This is a genomic window from Ruegeria sp. BI7, assembly GCF_056537925.1.
Genome location: NZ_JBQFSK010000001.1, coordinates 852,704 through 871,110, shown reverse-complemented (window position 1 = coordinate 871,110; position 18,407 = coordinate 852,704). Strand labels below are relative to the sequence as shown.

The window sequence follows — 18,407 nt, the reverse complement described above, 5'->3', positions numbered from 1 at the left end:
GCAACTTATTGCACGCCACATTTGGATTTAATTTCCGCCGCTCGTTCATCCAAGGCTTCTACATAATCGCCTGACAACATGGACAATCTCTTGTTTTCGGTTCCTGTTATTAGACCCAAAAGCGCCCCAGCGGGCAGAATTGATACCACACTTTCCACTTGCTGATCCTGCGCATGTTTTTTTTCGGCTGCAATTGCGCGCAAGTCACCTTCGGCAGTTGCACAATTAACGGGATGTCTTTTTAACTTTGCCTCAGCCAAAGCCGCGCTTGAAATTAACGGAGACATAGCAACAAACGACGCCAACGCAATGCTTTTGCAGGTAAAATTTATCTTTCCCATTTTGCTTCACCCTGTATCAAACTGCCGGAAATAACCTATGCTCAGCTAAGGTCAGCTTGTTTAAAAACGCAAGAACAATCCCCAAAGTCGCGAATTGTTAGGTAAGAATGGCTGCTATGCCTTGAGCCATTGTCCGGTCGGCACTAAATTGAAGGCTACGCGCGACAACGGAGATCACAATGTTCGGCATTCCCGGCAAACAGGCCGTGACCATGACGCCTAAGGCGGCAGAGCAGATTGCCCGCCTGATGGATACTGGCGGCCATGCGGGCCTGCGCATCGGCATCAAAAAAGGTGGCTGCGCTGGCATGGAATACACGATGGACTATGTCGATCAGCCAGAAACGAACGACGAAGTCGTAGAACAGGATGGCGCGCGGATCATGATTGCACCGATGGCGCAGATGTTCTTGTTCGGAACCGAGATCGACTATGAGGTCTCGCTGCTGGAATCCGGGTTCAAGTTCCGCAATCCAAATGTCGTTGACGCTTGTGGGTGTGGCGAATCGATTAAGTTCGACGAAAAACTGTCTTCTCAATCTTAAGTCCCCCGAAGTTAACGACCCCCTGCCTTCGACTGCGGTGGAAGCTGCCGTTTTGATGGCTGCGCTGGAACCGCAATTGTCAGCCCGAGCTGGCGATGCTATCCGGTTCCAGAATTTACGAATTTCAAGGAGATCGGGATATGCGGCGCAAGCTGGCGGCTGGGAATTGGAAGATGAACGGAACCACAGCAGCGCTGAGCGAGTTGGACGCTCTGGCCCGCGCCTTTCCTTCGCCGACGATCGACATTCTGATCTGCCCGCCTGCAACGTTGCTGCACCGTGCCGCCGAAACTGTACGCGAGACCGGTGTCGCCACTGGAGGACAGGACTGTCACGCTGCGCCCTCGGGCGCGCACACGGGTGATATCAGCGCGGATATGCTAGTCGATGCCGGAGCCAATGCCGTCATTCTGGGCCATTCCGAACGTCGCGAAGATCACGGTGAACAGAACGAAACCGTCCGCGCCAAGGCCCGCACAGCCATGGATGCCGGGTTGAAGGCGATCATTTGCGTCGGCGAAAGTCTGGAACAGCGTGAGGCCGCCAATACGCTGGATATCATCGGCGGCCAATTGTCGGGTTCGATCCCGGATCAGTCGACCGGTGAGAACCTGATCGTCGCTTATGAGCCGATCTGGGCCATCGGCACAGGTAAGGTGCCTACGCTGGACGAAATCGGAGAGGTTCACGACTTTATCCGCAACCGTCTGGAGCGGCGCTTCGGTGAAGGAGTTGGCCGGTCTGTGCGCCTGCTGTATGGGGGGTCGGTCAAGCCCGACAACGCTGCCGATATCTTTGCCGTGTCGAATGTGGACGGCGCGCTTGTCGGTGGCGCCAGCCTGAAGGCGCAGGACTTCTCAGGCATTGTTGATGCGCTGCAAAAGGCCTGAGCGGCAGCTCAGGCCAGTTTCATTGTCACCAGACCTGTCACGATCAGAACCGCCGCGATGATACGCGCGGCATTTACTGTTTCGCCCAACAGCATGATTCCGACAACAAACGCCCCTACTGCGCCGATGCCGGTCCAGATAACATAGGCCGTGCCCAAGGGCAGTGTACGCATCGCCATGGCCAGCAAACCGAACGAGCCAACCATGGACACCCCCATGATGGCGGTCGGCCAAAGCCGCGTGAAACCCGCGGATTGCTTCATGGCGACGGCCCACACGATTTCAAGCAGGCCAGCGAACAACAGATAAATCCAGGACATAAGGACACCTCGAAACTCTTCGGGTCGTCCCGAATGATCACCCTAATGGGGAGGTCGTCCTCTGCCACCGATGTGGGAAGGTTGGCCACAACTTCAAGTGGCTGGCAAAGAAAAAGGCCGGGCAGATTGCGCTGCCCGGCCTGAACGAAGGGTTCTCTTCGCTAGTTCGTTATGATTTCCGGCCCCATGAAGGTATTGGGCAGGAAGGTCGATATCCACGGGATATACGTCACCATGATCAGGAAGACGAACAGGACGGCCAGGAACGGCAGCGCCGCCTTCACCACACCCATCATCGGCATGCCCGCCACGCCGGATGTCACGAACAGGTTCAAACCGACTGGGGGCGTGATCATCCCGATCTCCATGTTCACCACCATGATGATGCCCAGATGGATCGGGTCGATGCCCAGCTCAATCGCAATCGGAAAGACCAGTGGTGCAACGATGACCAGTAGGCCCGAAGGCTCCATGAACTGACCGCCAATCAGTAGGATCACGTTAACCACGATCAAGAAGGTTACCGGCCCCAGACCAGCCGAGAGCATGGCGCTGGCGATGTGCTGTGGCACCTGTTCGTCTGTCAGCACATGCTTCAGGATCAGCGCGTTGGCAATGACGAACAGCAGCGTGACGGTCAGCTTACCGGCCTCAAACAAGGTGTGTTTGGTGTCAGGGTGGAAGAAGGCCGTGATCAGTGCATAGGGTTTCTTGATCAGCGACAGGTTCGCCTGACCCTCTTCCGTGCTAAGTGGCCCCATATCCTTGTAGACAAAGCTAGCAATCAGGAACGCATAGACGGCAGCCACAGCCGCAGCTTCGGTTGGGGTAAAGATACCGCCATAGATCCCGCCAAGGATGATGACGATCAGGAACAGCCCCCAACCGGCTTCGCGTGCCGAGGTAAAGACCTCGCCCCACCCTTTCCATTCACCTTTCGGCAGGTTCTTGACCTTAGCCATGACATAGATGGTGATCATCAGCATCAGACCGGCCATCAGGCCCGGAATAACACCGGCAAGGAACATACGCCCAACCGAGACTTCAACGGCCGCGGCATACACAACCATCACGATTGACGGTGGGATCAGAATGCCCAGCGTACCCGCGTTACAGATCACACCGGCGGCAAATTCCTTGGAATAACCCACTTGGCGCATCCCTGCGATCACAATCGAGCCGATGGCCACAACAGTCGCCGGAGATGACCCCGACAGCGCCGCGAACAACATACAGGCAAACACGCCCGCGATTGCAAGACCGCCCGGCAAATGGCCCACACAGGCAATCGAAAACCGGATGATCCGCCGCGCTACACCGCCCGTCGTCATGAATGATGACGCGAGGATAAAGAACGGGATCGCCAGCAGTGTGAAATGCCCCTCAAACGCTTCGAACAACGTGCCAGCCACCGAAGCCAGCGAACTGTCGGAATACATCAGCAGGAACAGGGTCGAGCTTAGGCCCAGAGCCACCGCAATCGGAACCCCAATCAGCAGCAAGCCGATGACCATCGAGAAAAGGAATACAACGTCCATCAGTCATGCTCCCCCTGTTGAGCGCGCACTTCTTCGATCTCGTCCTCAACCTCATGGCTGGCGACAATGCGATCGGCCTCGCCCCGCCAGATCTGAATGGCGGCCTGCGTAAAGCGGATCACCAGAAGCAGCATCGACAACGGTAGGATGAGATACGGGACGACTTTAGGCAGTTTCTCGTAGGCCTCGTCGTAGTTGATCATCGCTTCCAGGAATCGCAGCGGCGCGACCATGGGGATATCGTCGACCTCGTAGAAACTCTGACTACGGGCGTCGAAATTGAAACCTGTCGGGAACCAACGGCCCGACGTGGGCGGCAGATCAGCGAATACAGCCCAATAGTCATACGCGCCTTTGAGCATCAGCAGCGAAAACACCAGACAGCACCCCACTGCAACTAACGCCAGAACGCGACGTGGCGCTGGGGCCAGCATATTCAGGATGGCATCCACACCCAGATGCGCGTGCTTTTTCACCGCATATGACGCCCCCAGCAGCACCAGCCAGCCAAAGGTGAACACCGTCAGCTCAAGCGCCCACAGAATGTTGGAATTGAACACGAACCGCGCGATCACATTGGCAAAGGTCACGGCCGTCATCAGGCCCAGCAACAACGCGATCAGGGTTTCTTCGATATGGTCGACCAGCCCGCCTTGGCCGGATTTCGCACCAGACATCTCTTTAGTCCCCGCAAATTTTTTGTGATGAGAGTGATAGCGGGCGGGCCTGTTATGTCGGCCCGCCCGGCCTGCGCGTCAGCAACTCCCCAGCCCCCTGACGCGCGGCCTCAACCAGGATCAGAACCCGGCGTTGATTGCCTGAGCAGCGTCGATCTTGTCCTGACCCACGTCGTCGGCGAACTTGTCCCAAACCGGTTTCATCGCATCGACCCAGGCCTGACGCTGTTCGGGGTTCAGATCACGAATGATTCCACCCGCGTCGGTGATCGAGGCTTTGGCCGCTTCGTTCACAGAAAAGGCTTCTTTGTTCCGGGTCTCAGTAACCTCTGCCAGAATGGTCAGAAACTGTTCACGCACTTCTGGATCAAGGCTGTCCAGCCAATCCACCGAGGTTACGACCAGATAGTCGATAATGCCGTGGTTGGTCTCGGTGATGCCGTCCTGCACCTCAAAGAACTTCTTGCCATAGATGTTCGACCAGGTGTTTTCCTGCCCGTCCACAACGCCCTGTTGCAGTGCGCCGTACACTTCCGAGAACGCCATTTTCTGCGGGCTGCCGCCGATGGCCTCCATCTGTGCAACCAGCACGTCCGAGGACTGCACGCGGAACTTCAGGCCATCCGCATCCGACGGATCAACCAGCGGCTTGTTGGCCGACATCTGCTTCATGCCATTGTGCCAGAACGCCAGACCTTGCAGGCCACGGCGCTGCATGCTGTCTTTCATTGCCTGACCTTCCGCCGAGGCCTGGAATGCATCCACAGCGTCGATGTTCTTGAACATGAACGGCAGGTCAAACAGGCGGAACTGCTTAGTGAACTTCTCGAATTTCGACAGCGACGGTGCAGCCAATTGCACGTCGCCCTGCAGCATCGCCTCAAGCACCTTGTCGTCGTTATAAAGTGTTGAGTTCGGATAGACCTCAACGCACATCACGCCGTTCATCTCATCATTCACGCGCTGTTCCAGCAGCGATGCCGCGATGCCTTTGGGGTGCTTATCAGTGTTCGTCACATGCGCAAACTTCACAACGATTTCACCATCGTCGCAAGCCGCCATGCCAGTCGTCGCAATTGCGGACAGTGCAATCGCCGTTGCAGCGGTTGTCAGAAATTTCATCAGCCTTTTCCTCCCGGACTTCCTAGATACTCCAATTGGCGCTTGATCAGCGCCGGATGCCGGGAAGTGAACTGAATCAGCAGGTACGGCTCAACGATTTGTTACAACGCGCCACATTCAAATTTTTTCCCTTTTAAATTAGTCTGTTAAATGGTGAACCTTCGATTAACCTATAACGCAACATGACCCGCTGTGTGAATATCCGCACACGCCTGACGATCGTTGTGCGGATTCTCGCACTTCTCTCGAATCACTTCGAAAGAATCAGGTCTCTCTTGGCTTGATCCAACAGCAGCCCGCGCCAGCGGGCTGCCCTGCCCAACGCCTTTAACCGCATGATAATGCGGTCAAAGGGGGCGGGATAACCTGCGACTACCTGCGGTAATCCTCTGGGCGAATCTGATATCTGGCCAGTTTGTCATAGAAGGTTTTACGCGGCAGCTTCAGCGCCTTTGCCGCCTCTGATGCCTTTCCGTTGTGCCGCCCCAGCGCTGCAATCAGCAATGACCTCTCAACCCGCGCCATCTGTTCGCTCAGCCCCAAGTCGACGGCTTGTGAAACCTCTTCGGGCATCCCCAGAACAAACCGCATCGCCGCAGACATCAAGGATCGCGCGTTCCCTGGCCATTCTCTGACCATGAGCGTGGCGAGATGATCCGAAGTTATCTCGGGTTCCGCAATGCCCGACTGTTCGGCGGCCTGAGCCACATAGTGGCGAAAGATCACCGGTATATCCTCAGGCCGTTCCGCCAAAGACGGAATGCGCACGCGCATCACATCCAAGCGATAGAACAGGTCCGCATGAAACCGCCCCTCAGCAGACAGTGCGGCCAAATCAGCCGTTGTGCCCGCCAAAATACGCGCGCCCACGCCCTGCTCGACCAACTCCAGCGCGGCATACTGAGTGGCCTCTGGCATAGCTGAAATCTCATCCAAAAACAGTGATCCCCCCGCGGCATCTTCGCAGACCTGGACCAGCGCATCAGGCGTCAAACCCGATGACGGCTGTTTCACGAACGAGCCATGAACCTGCGGCGACATCAGATGAACGACCTCGGCCACTTTCGAAATCCCGCTGCCTGCGGGCCCGGTAACCAAAACTTCGGCCCCGGTGGGGGCGACGGTCCGAACACGCTCTCTCAACGCTTCGGCCTGTGCGGATAGACCGAATAGCAATCGCGCGGCCGGATCTCCGCGCATCAGTTCGTTCTTCAAGGCTCGCCGTTCCAGAACCTGAGCGCGAGCAGAAAAAGCCTTATTCAACACCTCAAGCAGGTCCGCAGCCGCACAGGGTTTTTCCAGAAAATCGAAAGCGCCCTGTCCCATGGCCCGCACTGCCATGGGAATATCCCCTTCGCCTGTCAACAGAACAACCGGCAGTTCCGGGTCGACCTCATTCGCGTAGTTCAAAAGATGAAACCCGTCCCGCCCCGGCATGCGGATATCCGACACGATCACACCCGGAAAATCATCACGAATGTGGTCCTTGGCCGCAACAAACGACCCCGCCGTGACCGGATGGTATTCTGCTAATTCCAGCGTCTGCGCCAATGCCTCGCGAACGGCGGCGTCATCATCGACCAATAGAACCTTGCGCGTCATGCCACTTTATCTTCCCGGTAATATTCAAGCTCGACCGTAAACATCGCACCTGTTCCGGCGTTGGACCCCCGAATGTTACCGCCAAAACTCTGTACCAGACCATACGATATCGAAAGGCCAAGACCCATCCCTTCGGACGAACCAACAGCCTTTGTCGTGTAGAACGGCTCGAACAGTTTTTCCGTGTTTTCAATGCCGGGCCCGATATCTCGCACAGTAACAGACAGCTTCTTTCTGTTGTTGATTGCAATTCGAATAAGCCGATCATCCTGCTGGCTCATCGCGTCTGCGGCGTTGTTGATCAGGTTTACAAAGACCTGAACCAGCCGCACTTCCCCGCCCCACGCATATACCGACGTTTCTGGGGGATGCCATTCCATCGTGACGCTCTCGGCACGCAGGCGCGCTTCGGTCAGCTCCACAGCCGTGTCAATCACCTGCACCAAATCGACCTTGCCCATTGGCTCACTTTCATTGCGGGCAAAAGCGCGCAGGTTTTTGATGATCCGCGCCATCCGGGCGGCCATATCAGAAATGCGTGTCAGGTTTTCGCCAGCCTTTTCTGCGCGGCCTCGCGACAGGAACGCAGCCCCATTGTCAGCAAATTGCCGGATTGCCATCAGAGGCTGATTCAATTCATGACTGATGCCCGCCGACATCTGACCCAGGGCGCTCAGTTTGCCGGCCTGAATAAGTTCCTCCTGCGCGTGTTTCAACGCGGCCTCAGCCTCTTGCCGCTCGTGAACCTCGCGGCGCAAAGCAGTATTGACCGCAGTCAGAGCATGGGTGCGCTCGGCGACGCGAATCTCAAGTTCCGAATTGGCCTCGGCCAGGGTACGCCTGCGCTCGGTCGCCAGAAACAGCAGGGCGCCAAAGGCCAGGCAGATCGCCGCAACGGTAGCCGCCTGCAATCCGGCCAGTCGCCGTGCGGGCGCCACATCCATGACCACTTCGCCCGTCATACCGATCACCGGCAAATCCCGACTGAGATGTAAGGCGCGCTGCGGCAGGTATGGCCCCCACCCCAGCTGCCATAACTCGAACGAACCAAGGCGGGTTTCGGAAAACACAACCCTTTCACCGTTCGGAGGGATCAATCCCAATTGCCCCTCTGTGCGTTGCCAAAACAACAATTCAGATCGGTTGGAAATGAACACCAAGCCGGTGCGATCAACAAAATATACGGCTTCGGTGCTACCGCGCCAGGTCTGCTCGATACCCTCGACATCGGCGATGACGATCAAAGCGCCTAAGACTTTACCATTGGGTGCAAAGTCCGGCGCAGCGTAGGTGAAAATCCGGCTTCCCATCTTGGGCAGGACGCCGTGGGAACTGCCTAATGCGCCTTGCATCGCACGTTCGAACGCAGGTTGACCCGAAACATTGCCGCCTACAACGTCATGCGCTGCCGCCAATACGCGTCCCGAAGCATCAGCATACAAAACATCGACAGCCGCAGTTTTGTCAGCAACCTCCAGCAACAAGGCACGGGCAACAGCCAAATCCACAGGATTGTTCAGGTTGCGCAATTCAGGGTGCCCTGACATTAGAACGGCGAGCTCCTGATACACCTGCAACTGAGTACTGAGCCGATCTGCAGCCAATTCCAGATCCGCTTCGGCCTTTTCACTCAGCTGTGACAGCGCCTGCCGATACCCATAAGACCACACCCCGGCGGACAACAGCCCGACGACACACAGAAAACCCAAGATCAACCAAATCCTTTGCATGACTTAGGGTCTTGCATTCGACGGGCCACATGGCAAGTCTGCCGAGCATGAAGACGGTGTTCCAATCCCCGGTCGAACTGGGTTTTGTTCAAAACCCCTATCCGTTCTATGACGCCGTCCGTGCGCATGGGGACCTTGTATATTGGGAGGATTACCAGAAGGTCGCAGCAGTTTCGCACCGGGCTGTACAGGCCTTCCTGAAAGATCGCCGCTTTGGTCGGGAGGTTCCCACCGAACTGCAACGCCAAGGGCCTGACCACTTGGCGCCCTGGTTGATGACCGAGGCGCATTCCCTGCTTGAGGCTGAACCACCCCGCCACACGCGGCTGCGCGCGCTGGTCATGCGCGCCTTTACGTCGCGTGCGATTGTCGCGTTGGAACCTTCCATCCAAGACCTCAGCCACAGCTTGATCGACCAATTTCCCGGCACGCCTTTCAACCTGCTGGACGCGTTTTGCACGCAGGTTCCCGTGATCACCATCTGCCGTCTTCTGGGTGTACCCGAAGAAATATCGCCGGATCTGTTACGATGGTCGCATGCCATGGTGGCAATGTATCAGGCCAGCCGGACATGCCAGACCGAGGACAAAGCCGCAGACGCCGCGCGTGATTTTACACTTTTCCTCACTGACTATATCGAACAGCGCCGGACCGATCCCCAGGACGATCTGATCACCCGCTTGATCGCGGCCGAGGAAGAGGGTGAAAAGCTTTCGCACGATGAACTGGTCGCCACCTGCATATTGCTGCTGAATGCGGGGCATGAGGCGACGGTTCATTCATTGGGCAACGGTGTGAAAACGGTTCTGCAACTAGGATTTGATCCCCGAACTTGTGATCCGGACAGGTTGGTCGAGGAAATCCTGCGTTACGATCCGCCCCTTCATATGTTCACGCGCTATGCGTATGAAGATATTGAGGTTTTCGGCCACGACTTCAAACGTGGAGAAGAGGTTGCCCTGCTACTGGGTGCCGCAAACCGTGACCCTTTGATCTGGAGCGATCCGAGGCGCTTTGACCCCTCGCGCCCGATTGTCACCAATACCAGTTTCGGTGGCGGTTTGCATTTCTGCGTCGGTGCCCCGCTGGCCCGGTTAGAGATGCGAATTGCGTTACAAGCGTTGTTCGACCGATGCCAAGAACTGCGCTTGGTCGACGAACCGGAGTATTCGAATACCTATCATTTCCACGGGCTGACCCGGTTGATGGTTCAGCTCTAAGCGGCTTTAGCCTTCGATCAGCGCATTCAGCGGCAGCATTGTGGTGGATTTGATCTCTTCCATCGACAGCAAGGCGGTCACGTTATGCACGCGCACCTCGGAAATTAGGGTCTGATAGAAGACGTCATAGGCCCGCGCGTTTTTGACCCGCACCTTCAAGATATAATCAATGTCACCGGCCAGTCGGTGTGCCTCTTGCACTTCGGGCCGGTCACGCAGGGCCTTGAGGAACTTGCGCTGCCATTCTGCCTCATGTTCAGAGGTTCGGATCAGAACGAAGAATGTGGCCTCAAACCCCAGCGCTTCGGCGTCCAGCAAAACGGTCTGCTGACCGATGACTCCGGCCCCTTTCAGCTTGCGGATTCGATTCCAGACGGGGGTCTTGGAGCTGCCGACACGGGCGGCTATTTCATCCAGCGATTGGCTGGCATCGCGCTGTAGCTCGGCCAAAATTTTCCGATCCGTGTCATCTATCCGCACCGACATTCCAATTTTCCCTTTGTTTCGAAACCAGCGTCCCAATTGGCGATGCCAGAAGAACATTTGTCCTTATTTGGTCGCCCATATGGCGCATTACCGGGAATATTTCCTATATTGCAGGTCAAGTCAAACCAAGCGGTACAGAACATGCAGTTTACGCATTCATATGATGGCACAGGGCACGTCGACTTTGTCGGCGCAGGCCCGGGCGATCCGGAATTGCTGACGCTCAAGGCGCTGAAAGCTTTCGGGCGCGCTGACGTCGTACTGCATGACCGCCTGATCAGCGCCGAGGTTCTGGAACTGGCTGGAAAGACCGCTGTTCTGGTCGATGTCGGCAAGGCCGGGTTTGGTCCGTCATGGAAGCAGGAAGACATTGATGCCCTGCTTGTGGATTACGCTCTGAAAGGTCAGCGCGTGGTACGGTTGAAGTCTGGCGATCCGACCGTTTTCGGGCGCCTGGATGAAGAGATCGAAGCGGTTCAGGCCGCAGGCATCACCTGGCAAATCGTGCCTGGTATCACTGCTGCGTCGGCAGCCGTCGCCGGGATTGGTCAAAGCCTGACTTGCCGTGGCCGCAACTCGTCCGTGCGCATCCTGACCGGCCATGACATGAAAGGATTTGCCGATCACGACTGGGCGGCGCTGGCACGTGCTGGTTCCGTTGCGGCGATCTATATGGGTAAGAAATCCGCCCGCTTCATTCAGGGCCGCCTGATCATGCACGGTGCCGACCGGGACACGCCGGTGACGCTGGTCGAAAATGCCTCGCGCCCCGATCAACGCATTCTGGCTACCAATCTGGACCAACTGCCCAATGACCTGGCCGCCGCTGAAATGGACGGCCCCGCCCTGACCTTTTATGGCCTCGCCCCGCGCCAAGCGGCCCAGGCCCTGACCGAATTCAAGAAGGAGCACGCCTGATGGCCCGCGCTTTTACCCCCAAAGTAGTGACCGCCAACGATCTGTTGGAAGGTGACGTCATTTACCTGACCGAGGACGACCGCTGGTCGCGTGATCTGCGCGAAGCAGAACTGATCACTGACGAAGCACATGCGCAGGTTCGCTTGCTGGATGCCCAACGCCAGGCCAACAAGATTGTCGGTGCCTATCTGGCAGATGCCGTCGCTGGCGCAACCGGCCCCGAACCCACCCATTTCCGCGAGGATTTCCGCCGTACCGGCCCGTCAAACTATGCCCACGGCAAGCAGGAAACAGCAACGCAGCCCCGGGCCTGACCTCTGGCCTAATCTCTCCCCTTCAAGGCCCCTCGGTATCGGGGCTGCAACTAAGGACAGCTAGACATGTATCGCTACTCCGAATTTGACCACGATTTTCTGGCAGAGCGTAACGCACAGTTCCGCGCCCAGGTCGAGCGCCGCATTGACGGTTCGCTGACCGAAGATGAATTCAAGCCCTTGCGCCTGATGAACGGCCTGTATCTGCAGTTGCACGCCTATATGCTGCGCGTCGCGATCCCTTACGGCACGCTGTCCAGTGCGCAAATGCGCCAGCTGGCTCTGCTGGCCGAGAAATGGGACAAGGGCTATGGCCATTTCACCACCCGCCAGAACATTCAGTACAACTGGCCGAAACTGAACGACGTTCCGGATATGCTGGACGCGCTGGCCGAGGTTGGCATGCATGCCATCCAGACCTCGGGCAACACCATCCGCAACGTGACAGCCGACCATTTTGCCGGCGCCGCGGCTGATGAGGTCGCCGATCCACGCCCCTATGCCGAACTTCTGCGCCAGTGGTCCACCGACCACCCGGAATTCCAGTTCATGCCGCGTAAGTTCAAGATTGCCATCACCGGCTCGGAAGAGGACCGCGCCGTGATCAAGGCGCATGACATTGGCCTGCAACTGATCGAGCGTAACGGCGTTCTGGGTGCCCGCGTCATCGTGGGCGGTGGTCTGGGCCGCACGCCGATGATTGGCAAGGAACTGTCCGAATTCGTCGCCTTTGACGATCTGCTGGCTTACCTCGAAGCCACCGTTTCCGTCTGGAACCAGATCGGCCGCCGTGACAACAAGTACAAGGCGCGCATCAAGATCACCGTGCATGAGCACGGCATTGACGCAATTCGCGCGAAGGTTAACGAGCGCTTCCTGCAGGTTCGCTCGCAGTTCAAAGGGGCCGATATGGCCCTGCTGGAGGAAATCAAGGGCCACTTCGCCCCGCCTGCCTTCCGCGAAGGTTCGGTTGCGTCGTTTGAAAGCGCCTATACCGACGATCCGGTCTTCCGCTCGTGGGTCGACACCAACATCGCGCCGCACAAGAACGCGGATCATGCGATTGTTACGATCTCGATCAAAAAACACGGCGCGACACCGGGTGACGCGACTGCCGAGCAGATGCGCGTGATGGCCGATCTGGCCGAAGAGTTTGCCTATGACGAGCTGCGCATCAGCCATGAGCAGAACGTGATCCTGCCGCACGTCCACAAGTCGGACCTGCCCGCGATCCACGCGAAGCTGAAAGAGTACGAGCTGGCGACCGCCAACATCGGCCTGATCAGCGACATCATCGCCTGCCCTGGCATGGACTACTGTGCCCTGGCGACAGCGCGCTCAATTCCTGTTGCCCAGGAAATCGCGACACGCTTTGATGACCTCAAGCTTGAGCATGATATCGGCCACCTGAAGATCAAGATCTCGGGCTGCATCAACGCCTGTGGTCACCACCACGTTGGTCATATAGGTATTCTGGGTCTAGACCGTGCAGGCGTCGAAAACTACCAGATCACTCTGGGTGGTGACGGCACCGAGAACGCGGCCATCGGCGATCGCACGGGTCCCGGCTTTGCCTATGACGAAATCGTGCCTGCCGTGGAACGCATCGTTGACACGTATCTTGAACAACGCGAAAGCGCAGAGGAAGAATTCCTGCAAACCTATCGCCGGGTAGGCATGGCACCATTCAAGGCTGCCCTCTACCCCGAGGCGCAGGCCAATGCCGCTTGACCTAATCCAGACGGAACTGGGTAAAGATCGTGCTGAACTGACCGAACAGGTCGAAGCACTGAACGCCCAGTTCCGCCATCACAGCGCTCATAATGTGATGCACGGCGCGATTGAAGAGATCGACGAACTTGCTCTGGTCTCAAGCTTTGGGGCTGAATCGGTTGTGCTGCTGCATATGGCGGCTGTGGTGAACAAGGCCACACCGGTTTTGTTTGTGGATACGCAAATGCTGTTTACCGAAACGCTGGAATACCAGCAGGAGGTGAGCGAGCGTTTGGGCCTGTCGAATGTCCGCATCATTCGGGCCGAGGACGAAGACCTTGAGCGTGACGACCCATACGGTGCTTTGCGGCTGAACGACATGGATGCGTGCTGCAACCTGCGCAAGACCTTCCCACTGCAAAAGGCGCTGGCGGGATTCGACGGCTGGATTACCGGGCGCAAACGGTTCCAGTCCGGCTCGCGGTCCGCCCTGGATTTCTTTGAGGTCGAGGACGGAACCGGTCGGATCAAGGTCAACCCGCTGGCCCATTGGGCGCCCGAAGATGTGCGCGCCTATATGGAAGAGAACAACCTGCCCCGGCATCCGCTGGTGGCCAAAGGATACCCTTCGATCGGTTGTGCGCCCTGCACCTCGCCGGTCAAAGAGGGCGAAGATCCCCGCGCCGGACGTTGGCGCGATCAGAACAAGGAAGAATGCGGCATCCATTTTGTCGATGGTAAGATGGTGCGCGCAGGAGAGAAAACATGAACGTAATCGTAACGGATACGGGGTTCGCCCCCGATGACTGGACCGATGGCTTTGTCACACTGGAAGATGCGGCCAATGATGTGGTCGCACTTGACGTGGCCTCGGATACGGACCCGGATGAGTTGTTTGACCGCCTAGGCAACGCCAAAATGGTGCGTGTAGATTTTCCATCCTCGGCCGATGGTCGCGGCTTCACCATTGCGCGTGTCCTGCGCCTGAAAGGTTACACCGGTCGCCTGCGTGCCAAGGGTCATGTGCTGGCCGACCAATACGCGATGGCCCGCCGCAGTGGTTTTGACGAGGTTGAAATCGATCACGTGCTTGCTAAGCGTCAGACCGAAGATCAGTGGCTGGCCCGCGCCAACTGGAAAGATCACCACTATCAGGACCGCCTGCGCGGCTGAGATCGCAATCGCCAGCTTGTGACTAAAGGGGGCAAACTGTCCCCTTTTCCTGCCTTGAAACAACGTTTAAACGGAGATGCCGGTCACGCTGACCGACAGTGAAACCATGACAGAGATGAAGCCCGTGACCGAAGCAACCGCCGTGAAGGCCCCCGTTCTGCCGGACGCCCAGACCGTAACCGACGTCAAACACTGGACCGACAGCCTGTTCTCGTTCAAGGTGTCGCGCCCTGCCTCGCTGCGGTTCCGCTCGGGTGAGTTCGTGATGATCGGCCTGTTGGGCGACAACGGCAAGCCGCTGTTGCGCGCATATTCCATCGCCTCGCCATCTTGGGACGAAGAGTTGGAGTTCTACTCGATCAAGGTGCAGGACGGCCCGCTGACTTCGAAACTGCAGCACATCAAGCCAGGTGACCAGATCATCCTGCGGCCCAAACCCGTTGGCACGCTGGTCCATGACGCCCTGCTGCCCGGCAAACGCCTGTGGTTCTTCGCCACCGGCACCGGCTTTGCACCCTTCGCTTCGCTGCTGCGTGAGCCGCAGACCTATGAGGATTATGACGAGGTCATCATCACACACACCTGCCGCGAAGTGGCGGAACTGGAATACGGCCGTCAGTTGATCGAAAGCATCCGTCAGGACGAGATGCTGGCCGAATTGATGGGTGAAGGCTTTGCCGACAAGATTCGCTATTACCCCACCACGACCCGCGAAGAGAGCCCCAAGATGGGCCGCATCACCAACCTGCTGAAGGACGGGACCGTGTTTGCCGATCTGGGCATCGGAGGCGGCATCAACCCTGACACCGACCGTGCCATGGTCTGCGGTTCGCTGGCCTTCAACCTGGACATCAAGGCGATCCTGGAAGAGTTCGGCCTGCGCGAAGGCGCCAATTCCGAACCCAAGGAATTCGTGATCGAAAAGGCCTTTGTGGGCTGATCTTCTGTCGCGGGCCGCTGGAATTACTGTGGCTCGCGCATAAACCCGCTGCAAACCTGTGAATTTCAGCCATTTCCGCGCGGATGGCGCTTGAAACGGGCCGCGCAGCAGTCTAAATTTCGGGCTCGAAATTCTGCAATTATCAAAGGAATGAACCAATAGCTCGCAGACCTCACAACGCGCCGCCGCAGCGAGACACCGGCCCGCGCGTCAATGATAAGATCCGTGCCCCCGAAATTCGCCTGATTGGCGCCGAAGGTGAAAACGTCGGGGTGGTTCATCCCGCCAAAGCAATGCAAATGGCCGCCGATGTCGGACTTGATTTGGTTGAAATCTCGCCCAATGCGAACCCGCCTGTCTGCAAGATCATGGATTTCGGCAAGTTCAAGTACGAACAGCAGAAACGCGAAAGCGAAGCACGCAAAAAGCAAAAAATCATCGAGGTGAAAGAGGTCAAATTCCGACCCAACACCGATACGCATGATTATGATGTGAAAATGCGCAACGTGTTCAAGTTTCTTGAAAACGGCGACAAGGTCAAAGTCACCCTGCGTTTCCGTGGTCGTGAGATGGCGCACCAGAACCTGGGCCGTGAGTTGTTGGAACGCGTGGCCGAAGACGTTAAGGATCTGGGCAAGATCGAAAACATGCCCAAAATGGAAGGCCGTCAGATGATCATGATGATCGGGCCTCTGCCACAGAAATAAAGTTCTCACAGAATGAATGATTAATGCCCCCTTTTCATAAGGGGGCTTTTTTCATTTCAAGCGCGCTGTCCCATACCGCTAGATCACGGACGCAATAGCCTTGCTCAGCTTGCTGACCATCTCATCAATCTGCGCGTCTTCGATTATGAAGGGCGGTGCCAACAGGATGTGATCCCCCAGCTGCCCATCGCGTGTGCCAGACATGGGATAGCAGATCAGGCCTTCGGCCAGCGCGGCCTTTTTGATCTTGCTAGCCACCCCAAGCGCGGGGTCAAGCGGTGCCTTGGTGTCACGATCCGCCACCAGTTCAATGCCCCGGAACAATCCCCGACCCCGGATATCTCCGACATTCGGATGCTGGCCCAAAGCAGCCTCAAGTTTGGATTGAATCCTTTGACCCATGACCGCCACCCGAGCAGGCAGATCGCGTTGTGTCATTTCGCGGACAACTGCCAGGGCTGCCGCTGTCGCGACCGGATGGCCGATATAGGTGTGGCCGTGCTGAAAAAAACCAGACCCATTGCGGATCGCATCAAAAATCTGTGCGGTACACATCATCGCGCCGATGGGTTGGTATCCAGCGCCCAACCCTTTAGCGATGCATAGAATATCCGGGGCAACCCCATCGTGATCACAGGCAAACAGATGCCCGGTCCGACCCATGCCGCACATCACCTCATCCAGGATCAACAACACACCATACTGGTCGCAGATTTCGCGGATGCGTTTGAAATACCCCTCAACCGCTGGCACCGCGCCCAAGGTCGCGCCAACAACCGGCTCGGCCATGAACGCCATCACGGTATCAGGGCCCAGCCGCAGGATCTCGGCTTCAAGCTCATTGGCCACGCGCTGACCGTAGTCAAAGCTGCTCTCGCCGTCGGGTTTCTCCGCGTATTCATAGCAGGGCGCGATATGAGTCATCTCGATCAGCATCGGTGCGAACTGCGCCCGCCGCCACGCGTTACCTCCGGCTGACAAAGCCCCCAGAGTGTTCCCGTGATAGCTCTGCCGCCGGGCAATTACATGTCGCCGCTCAGGCTGGCCAATTTCCAAATAGTATTGCCGCGCCAGCTTGATCGCAGCCTCGGTCGCCTCGGATCCACCCGACACGAAATACACCCGGTCCAAGTCACCCGGAGCATGCTCGACCAGCAAATCCGCCAACGCTTCGGCCGGTTCCGAGGTCATGAACCCGGTATGCGCAAAGGCGATCTGTTCCACCTGTTCCTGCACTGCCCGGATGACGGATGGATTGGAATGCCCCAGACACGACACCGCAGCATCACCACAATCCAGATAGCGGCGGCCCTGCGCATCAAACAGGTAACACCCGTCCCCACCAGCCGCGATCGGCAGCTCTGATTTTGTATGGCGTGGAAATACGTGACTCATTTGACTACCCCTTCCAACTTGGCAACAAGCGCCGACACCGACTCGGCATTGTCTTTCCAAGGGGTTCCGCTCTCATCGGTCAGGCTGTTTTCAAACCCGACGCGAACGTCCCCGCCCTCCCCAGCAGCGTATGCCAGACAGGCATGTTCATGCGCTCCAAAGGCACACACCATCCATGGCGACGACCCTTTGGTAAATCTGTCCAGGTCCTGCGGGGTAGATTGCTGGCCGGCCGTATAGCGCCCCAGAACAAAAATACACTCCGCCTGATTTTCACGCACAATTCCGGCCTTTTGCCATTGCGCCAGCAAGTCGGCATCGTCAGCATCGTACAGAATATGCTGCACCCGTGTCCCCTGCGCAGCACACAGGCCGTAAACCCGGTCGGCCGATTCAGTCGAGCGCGCAATCTCCCGTATGGAAATCGACGCCCAATCCGGGCACACCTGTTCCAGACACGCAAACTGGGCGACCACATCGAACACGCCCGCGGCCTCGGTCGTGATTTGCAAGTCCAGCCCGGGTACACTCTGACGCAGCGCGGCCATCGTTTCCCGGTATTGACCAGCGTCCAGAGAATGCTGCCCCTCCGCATCCCTGATATGCAGATGCAATCCGTTCGCGCCCGCCGCAAAACAGGCGCGTGCGGTCTGGATGATCTGATCAGTGGATACCGGTAATTCCGGGTGATCCGACACCCCACGCCGCGCGCCATTTGGGGCGACAAGAACATAGGGCCGTCCAACAGTTTGGATTTTTGATTGCGAGTCCGACAT

At 57.4% G+C, this 18,407-nt stretch carries 19 protein-coding genes and 1 pseudogene; 10 read left to right on the top strand and 10 right to left on the bottom strand.

Translation table 11 applies throughout. The features are described from left to right. Nucleotides 1–5 precede the first annotated feature (5 nt). Complete coding sequence (locus ACR0JB_RS04315) at nt 6–341, bottom strand: hypothetical protein (protein WP_170409671.1); 336 nt, start codon at nt 339–341, stop codon at nt 6–8. Between the two features lie 179 nt (nt 342–520). Between ACR0JB_RS04315 and ACR0JB_RS04310 the strand changes: the two genes are divergently transcribed. Together ACR0JB_RS04310 and tpiA are read left to right on the top strand one after the other, a co-directional pair. After that, nucleotides 521–886: a HesB/IscA family protein gene (locus tag ACR0JB_RS04310; protein WP_170358258.1), complete on the top strand. Its 366-nt coding sequence runs from the start codon at nt 521–523 to the stop codon at nt 884–886. A gap of 140 nt (nt 887–1,026) precedes the next feature. Then, the gene (tpiA, locus tag ACR0JB_RS04305; RefSeq protein ID WP_170393883.1) at nt 1,027–1,776 is read left to right on the top strand and encodes a triose-phosphate isomerase; all 750 of its coding nucleotides are present in this window, start codon (nt 1,027–1,029) and stop codon (nt 1,774–1,776) included. A gap of 8 nt (nt 1,777–1,784) precedes the next feature. On the opposite strand, the gene ACR0JB_RS04300 is transcribed toward tpiA, so the two are convergent. From ACR0JB_RS04300 to ACR0JB_RS04275, 6 genes are all read right to left on the bottom strand, one after another. Next, nucleotides 1,785–2,096 carry a DMT family transporter gene (locus ACR0JB_RS04300; RefSeq protein ID WP_170393881.1) on the bottom strand — a complete coding sequence of 104 codons (312 nt, stop codon included), beginning with the start codon at nt 2,094–2,096 and terminating at the stop codon, nt 1,785–1,787. Nucleotides 2,097–2,257: 161 nt separating this feature from the next. Further along, on the bottom strand, nt 2,258–3,634 hold the full coding sequence (locus ACR0JB_RS04295; RefSeq protein ID WP_170348559.1) for a TRAP transporter large permease: 1,377 nt from the start codon (nt 3,632–3,634) through the stop codon (nt 2,258–2,260). Then, on the bottom strand, nt 3,634–4,311 hold the full coding sequence (locus ACR0JB_RS04290; protein ID WP_170505143.1) for a TRAP transporter small permease: 678 nt from the start codon (nt 4,309–4,311) through the stop codon (nt 3,634–3,636). The genes ACR0JB_RS04295 and ACR0JB_RS04290 overlap by 1 nt, the downstream gene beginning before the upstream one ends. A gap of 120 nt (nt 4,312–4,431) precedes the next feature. Next, nucleotides 4,432–5,433, bottom strand: a complete 1,002-nt coding sequence (locus tag ACR0JB_RS04285) for a DctP family TRAP transporter solute-binding subunit (protein WP_302476798.1) — start codon at nt 5,431–5,433, stop codon at nt 4,432–4,434. Nucleotides 5,434–5,805: 372 nt separating this feature from the next. Continuing rightward, nucleotides 5,806–7,035 (bottom strand): sigma-54-dependent transcriptional regulator, encoded by a 1,230-nt coding sequence (locus ACR0JB_RS04280; protein ID WP_170505140.1) that lies wholly within the window; start codon nt 7,033–7,035, stop codon nt 5,806–5,808. Then, complete coding sequence (locus ACR0JB_RS04275; protein WP_170505137.1) at nt 7,032–8,765, bottom strand: sensor histidine kinase; 1,734 nt, start codon at nt 8,763–8,765, stop codon at nt 7,032–7,034. Before ACR0JB_RS04275 ends, ACR0JB_RS04280 begins: the two co-directional genes overlap by 4 nt. Nucleotides 8,766–8,812: 47 nt before the next feature. On the opposite strand from ACR0JB_RS04275, the gene ACR0JB_RS04270 reads away from it, so the two are divergent. Beyond that, the gene (locus tag ACR0JB_RS04270; protein WP_480789796.1) at nt 8,813–9,985 is read left to right on the top strand and encodes a cytochrome P450; all 1,173 of its coding nucleotides are present in this window, start codon (nt 8,813–8,815) and stop codon (nt 9,983–9,985) included. Between the two features lie 6 nt (nt 9,986–9,991). Here ACR0JB_RS04270 and ACR0JB_RS04265 read toward each other — a convergent pair whose 3' ends face one another. Beyond that, nucleotides 9,992–10,471 (bottom strand): Lrp/AsnC family transcriptional regulator, encoded by a 480-nt coding sequence (locus tag ACR0JB_RS04265; RefSeq protein WP_170358247.1) that lies wholly within the window; start codon nt 10,469–10,471, stop codon nt 9,992–9,994. A gap of 171 nt (nt 10,472–10,642) precedes the next feature. Here ACR0JB_RS04265 and cobA point away from each other — a divergent pair. The 7 genes and pseudogenes from cobA to infC all read left to right on the top strand — a co-directional run. Further along, nucleotides 10,643–11,389, top strand: a pseudogene (cobA, locus tag ACR0JB_RS04260) (uroporphyrinogen-III C-methyltransferase); the annotation flags it as partial. Next, nucleotides 11,389–11,703: a DUF2849 domain-containing protein gene (locus tag ACR0JB_RS04255; protein WP_170348553.1), complete on the top strand. Its 315-nt coding sequence runs from the start codon at nt 11,389–11,391 to the stop codon at nt 11,701–11,703. The pseudogene cobA and the gene ACR0JB_RS04255, both read left to right, overlap by 1 nt. A 66-nt stretch (nt 11,704–11,769) precedes the next feature. Then, nucleotides 11,770–13,434 (top strand): nitrite/sulfite reductase, encoded by a 1,665-nt coding sequence (locus ACR0JB_RS04250; RefSeq protein ID WP_480789704.1) that lies wholly within the window; start codon nt 11,770–11,772, stop codon nt 13,432–13,434. Beyond that, complete coding sequence (locus ACR0JB_RS04245; RefSeq protein ID WP_480789703.1) at nt 13,424–14,185, top strand: phosphoadenylyl-sulfate reductase; 762 nt, start codon at nt 13,424–13,426, stop codon at nt 14,183–14,185. Before ACR0JB_RS04250 ends, ACR0JB_RS04245 begins: the two co-directional genes overlap by 11 nt. After that, the gene (locus ACR0JB_RS04240) at nt 14,182–14,589 is read left to right on the top strand and encodes a DUF934 domain-containing protein (RefSeq protein ID WP_170393868.1); all 408 of its coding nucleotides are present in this window, start codon (nt 14,182–14,184) and stop codon (nt 14,587–14,589) included. The genes ACR0JB_RS04245 and ACR0JB_RS04240 overlap by 4 nt, the downstream gene beginning before the upstream one ends. 106 nt (nt 14,590–14,695) lie before the next feature. After that, the gene (locus ACR0JB_RS04235; protein ID WP_170393866.1) at nt 14,696–15,529 is read left to right on the top strand and encodes a ferredoxin--NADP reductase; all 834 of its coding nucleotides are present in this window, start codon (nt 14,696–14,698) and stop codon (nt 15,527–15,529) included. A gap of 116 nt (nt 15,530–15,645) precedes the next feature. Next, complete coding sequence (gene infC, locus ACR0JB_RS04230) at nt 15,646–16,236, top strand: translation initiation factor IF-3 (RefSeq protein ID WP_437436460.1); 591 nt, start codon at nt 15,646–15,648, stop codon at nt 16,234–16,236. A gap of 78 nt (nt 16,237–16,314) precedes the next feature. On the opposite strand, the gene ACR0JB_RS04225 is transcribed toward infC, so the two are convergent. Together ACR0JB_RS04225 and ACR0JB_RS04220 are read right to left on the bottom strand one after the other, a co-directional pair. After that, on the bottom strand, nt 16,315–17,631 hold the full coding sequence (locus ACR0JB_RS04225; RefSeq protein ID WP_170358239.1) for an aspartate aminotransferase family protein: 1,317 nt from the start codon (nt 17,629–17,631) through the stop codon (nt 16,315–16,317). Further along, a complete protein-coding gene (locus ACR0JB_RS04220) occupies nt 17,628–18,407 on the bottom strand; it encodes a beta-keto acid cleavage family enzyme (protein ID WP_170393864.1) in 780 nt (259 codons plus the stop codon). The genes ACR0JB_RS04225 and ACR0JB_RS04220 overlap by 4 nt, the downstream gene beginning before the upstream one ends.

Excerpts from the sequence above, each read along its gene's own strand:
- ACR0JB_RS04265 (WP_170358247.1), bottom strand. The coding sequence starts at position 10,471 with ATGTCGGTGCGGATAGATGACACGGATCGGAAAATTTTGGCCGAGCTA.
- ACR0JB_RS04280 (WP_170505140.1), bottom strand. The coding sequence starts at position 7,035 with ATGACGCGCAAGGTTCTATTGGTCGATGATGACGCCGCCGTTCGCGAG.
- ACR0JB_RS04235 (WP_170393866.1), top strand. The coding sequence starts at position 14,696 with ATGACAGAGATGAAGCCCGTGACCGAAGCAACCGCCGTGAAGGCCCCC.
- ACR0JB_RS04315 (WP_170409671.1), bottom strand. The coding sequence starts at position 341 with ATGGGAAAGATAAATTTTACCTGCAAAAGCATTGCGTTGGCGTCGTTT.
- ACR0JB_RS04240 (WP_170393868.1), top strand. The coding sequence starts at position 14,182 with ATGAACGTAATCGTAACGGATACGGGGTTCGCCCCCGATGACTGGACC.
- ACR0JB_RS04270 (WP_480789796.1), top strand. The coding sequence starts at position 8,813 with ATGAAGACGGTGTTCCAATCCCCGGTCGAACTGGGTTTTGTTCAAAAC.
- ACR0JB_RS04300 (WP_170393881.1), bottom strand. The coding sequence starts at position 2,096 with ATGTCCTGGATTTATCTGTTGTTCGCTGGCCTGCTTGAAATCGTGTGG.
- ACR0JB_RS04245 (WP_480789703.1), top strand. The coding sequence starts at position 13,424 with ATGCCGCTTGACCTAATCCAGACGGAACTGGGTAAAGATCGTGCTGAA.
- ACR0JB_RS04290 (WP_170505143.1), bottom strand. The coding sequence starts at position 4,311 with ATGTCTGGTGCGAAATCCGGCCAAGGCGGGCTGGTCGACCATATCGAA.
- ACR0JB_RS04295 (WP_170348559.1), bottom strand. The coding sequence starts at position 3,634 with ATGGACGTTGTATTCCTTTTCTCGATGGTCATCGGCTTGCTGCTGATT.
- ACR0JB_RS04310 (WP_170358258.1), top strand. The coding sequence starts at position 521 with ATGTTCGGCATTCCCGGCAAACAGGCCGTGACCATGACGCCTAAGGCG.
- ACR0JB_RS04220 (WP_170393864.1), bottom strand. The coding sequence starts at position 18,407 with ATGTCGGACTCGCAATCAAAAATCCAAACTGTTGGACGGCCCTATGTT.
- ACR0JB_RS04285 (WP_302476798.1), bottom strand. The coding sequence starts at position 5,433 with ATGAAATTTCTGACAACCGCTGCAACGGCGATTGCACTGTCCGCAATT.
- ACR0JB_RS04250 (WP_480789704.1), top strand. The coding sequence starts at position 11,770 with ATGTATCGCTACTCCGAATTTGACCACGATTTTCTGGCAGAGCGTAAC.
- ACR0JB_RS04255 (WP_170348553.1), top strand. The coding sequence starts at position 11,389 with ATGGCCCGCGCTTTTACCCCCAAAGTAGTGACCGCCAACGATCTGTTG.
- tpiA (WP_170393883.1), top strand. The coding sequence starts at position 1,027 with ATGCGGCGCAAGCTGGCGGCTGGGAATTGGAAGATGAACGGAACCACA.
- ACR0JB_RS04275 (WP_170505137.1), bottom strand. The coding sequence starts at position 8,765 with ATGCAAAGGATTTGGTTGATCTTGGGTTTTCTGTGTGTCGTCGGGCTG.
- ACR0JB_RS04225 (WP_170358239.1), bottom strand. The coding sequence starts at position 17,631 with ATGAGTCACGTATTTCCACGCCATACAAAATCAGAGCTGCCGATCGCG.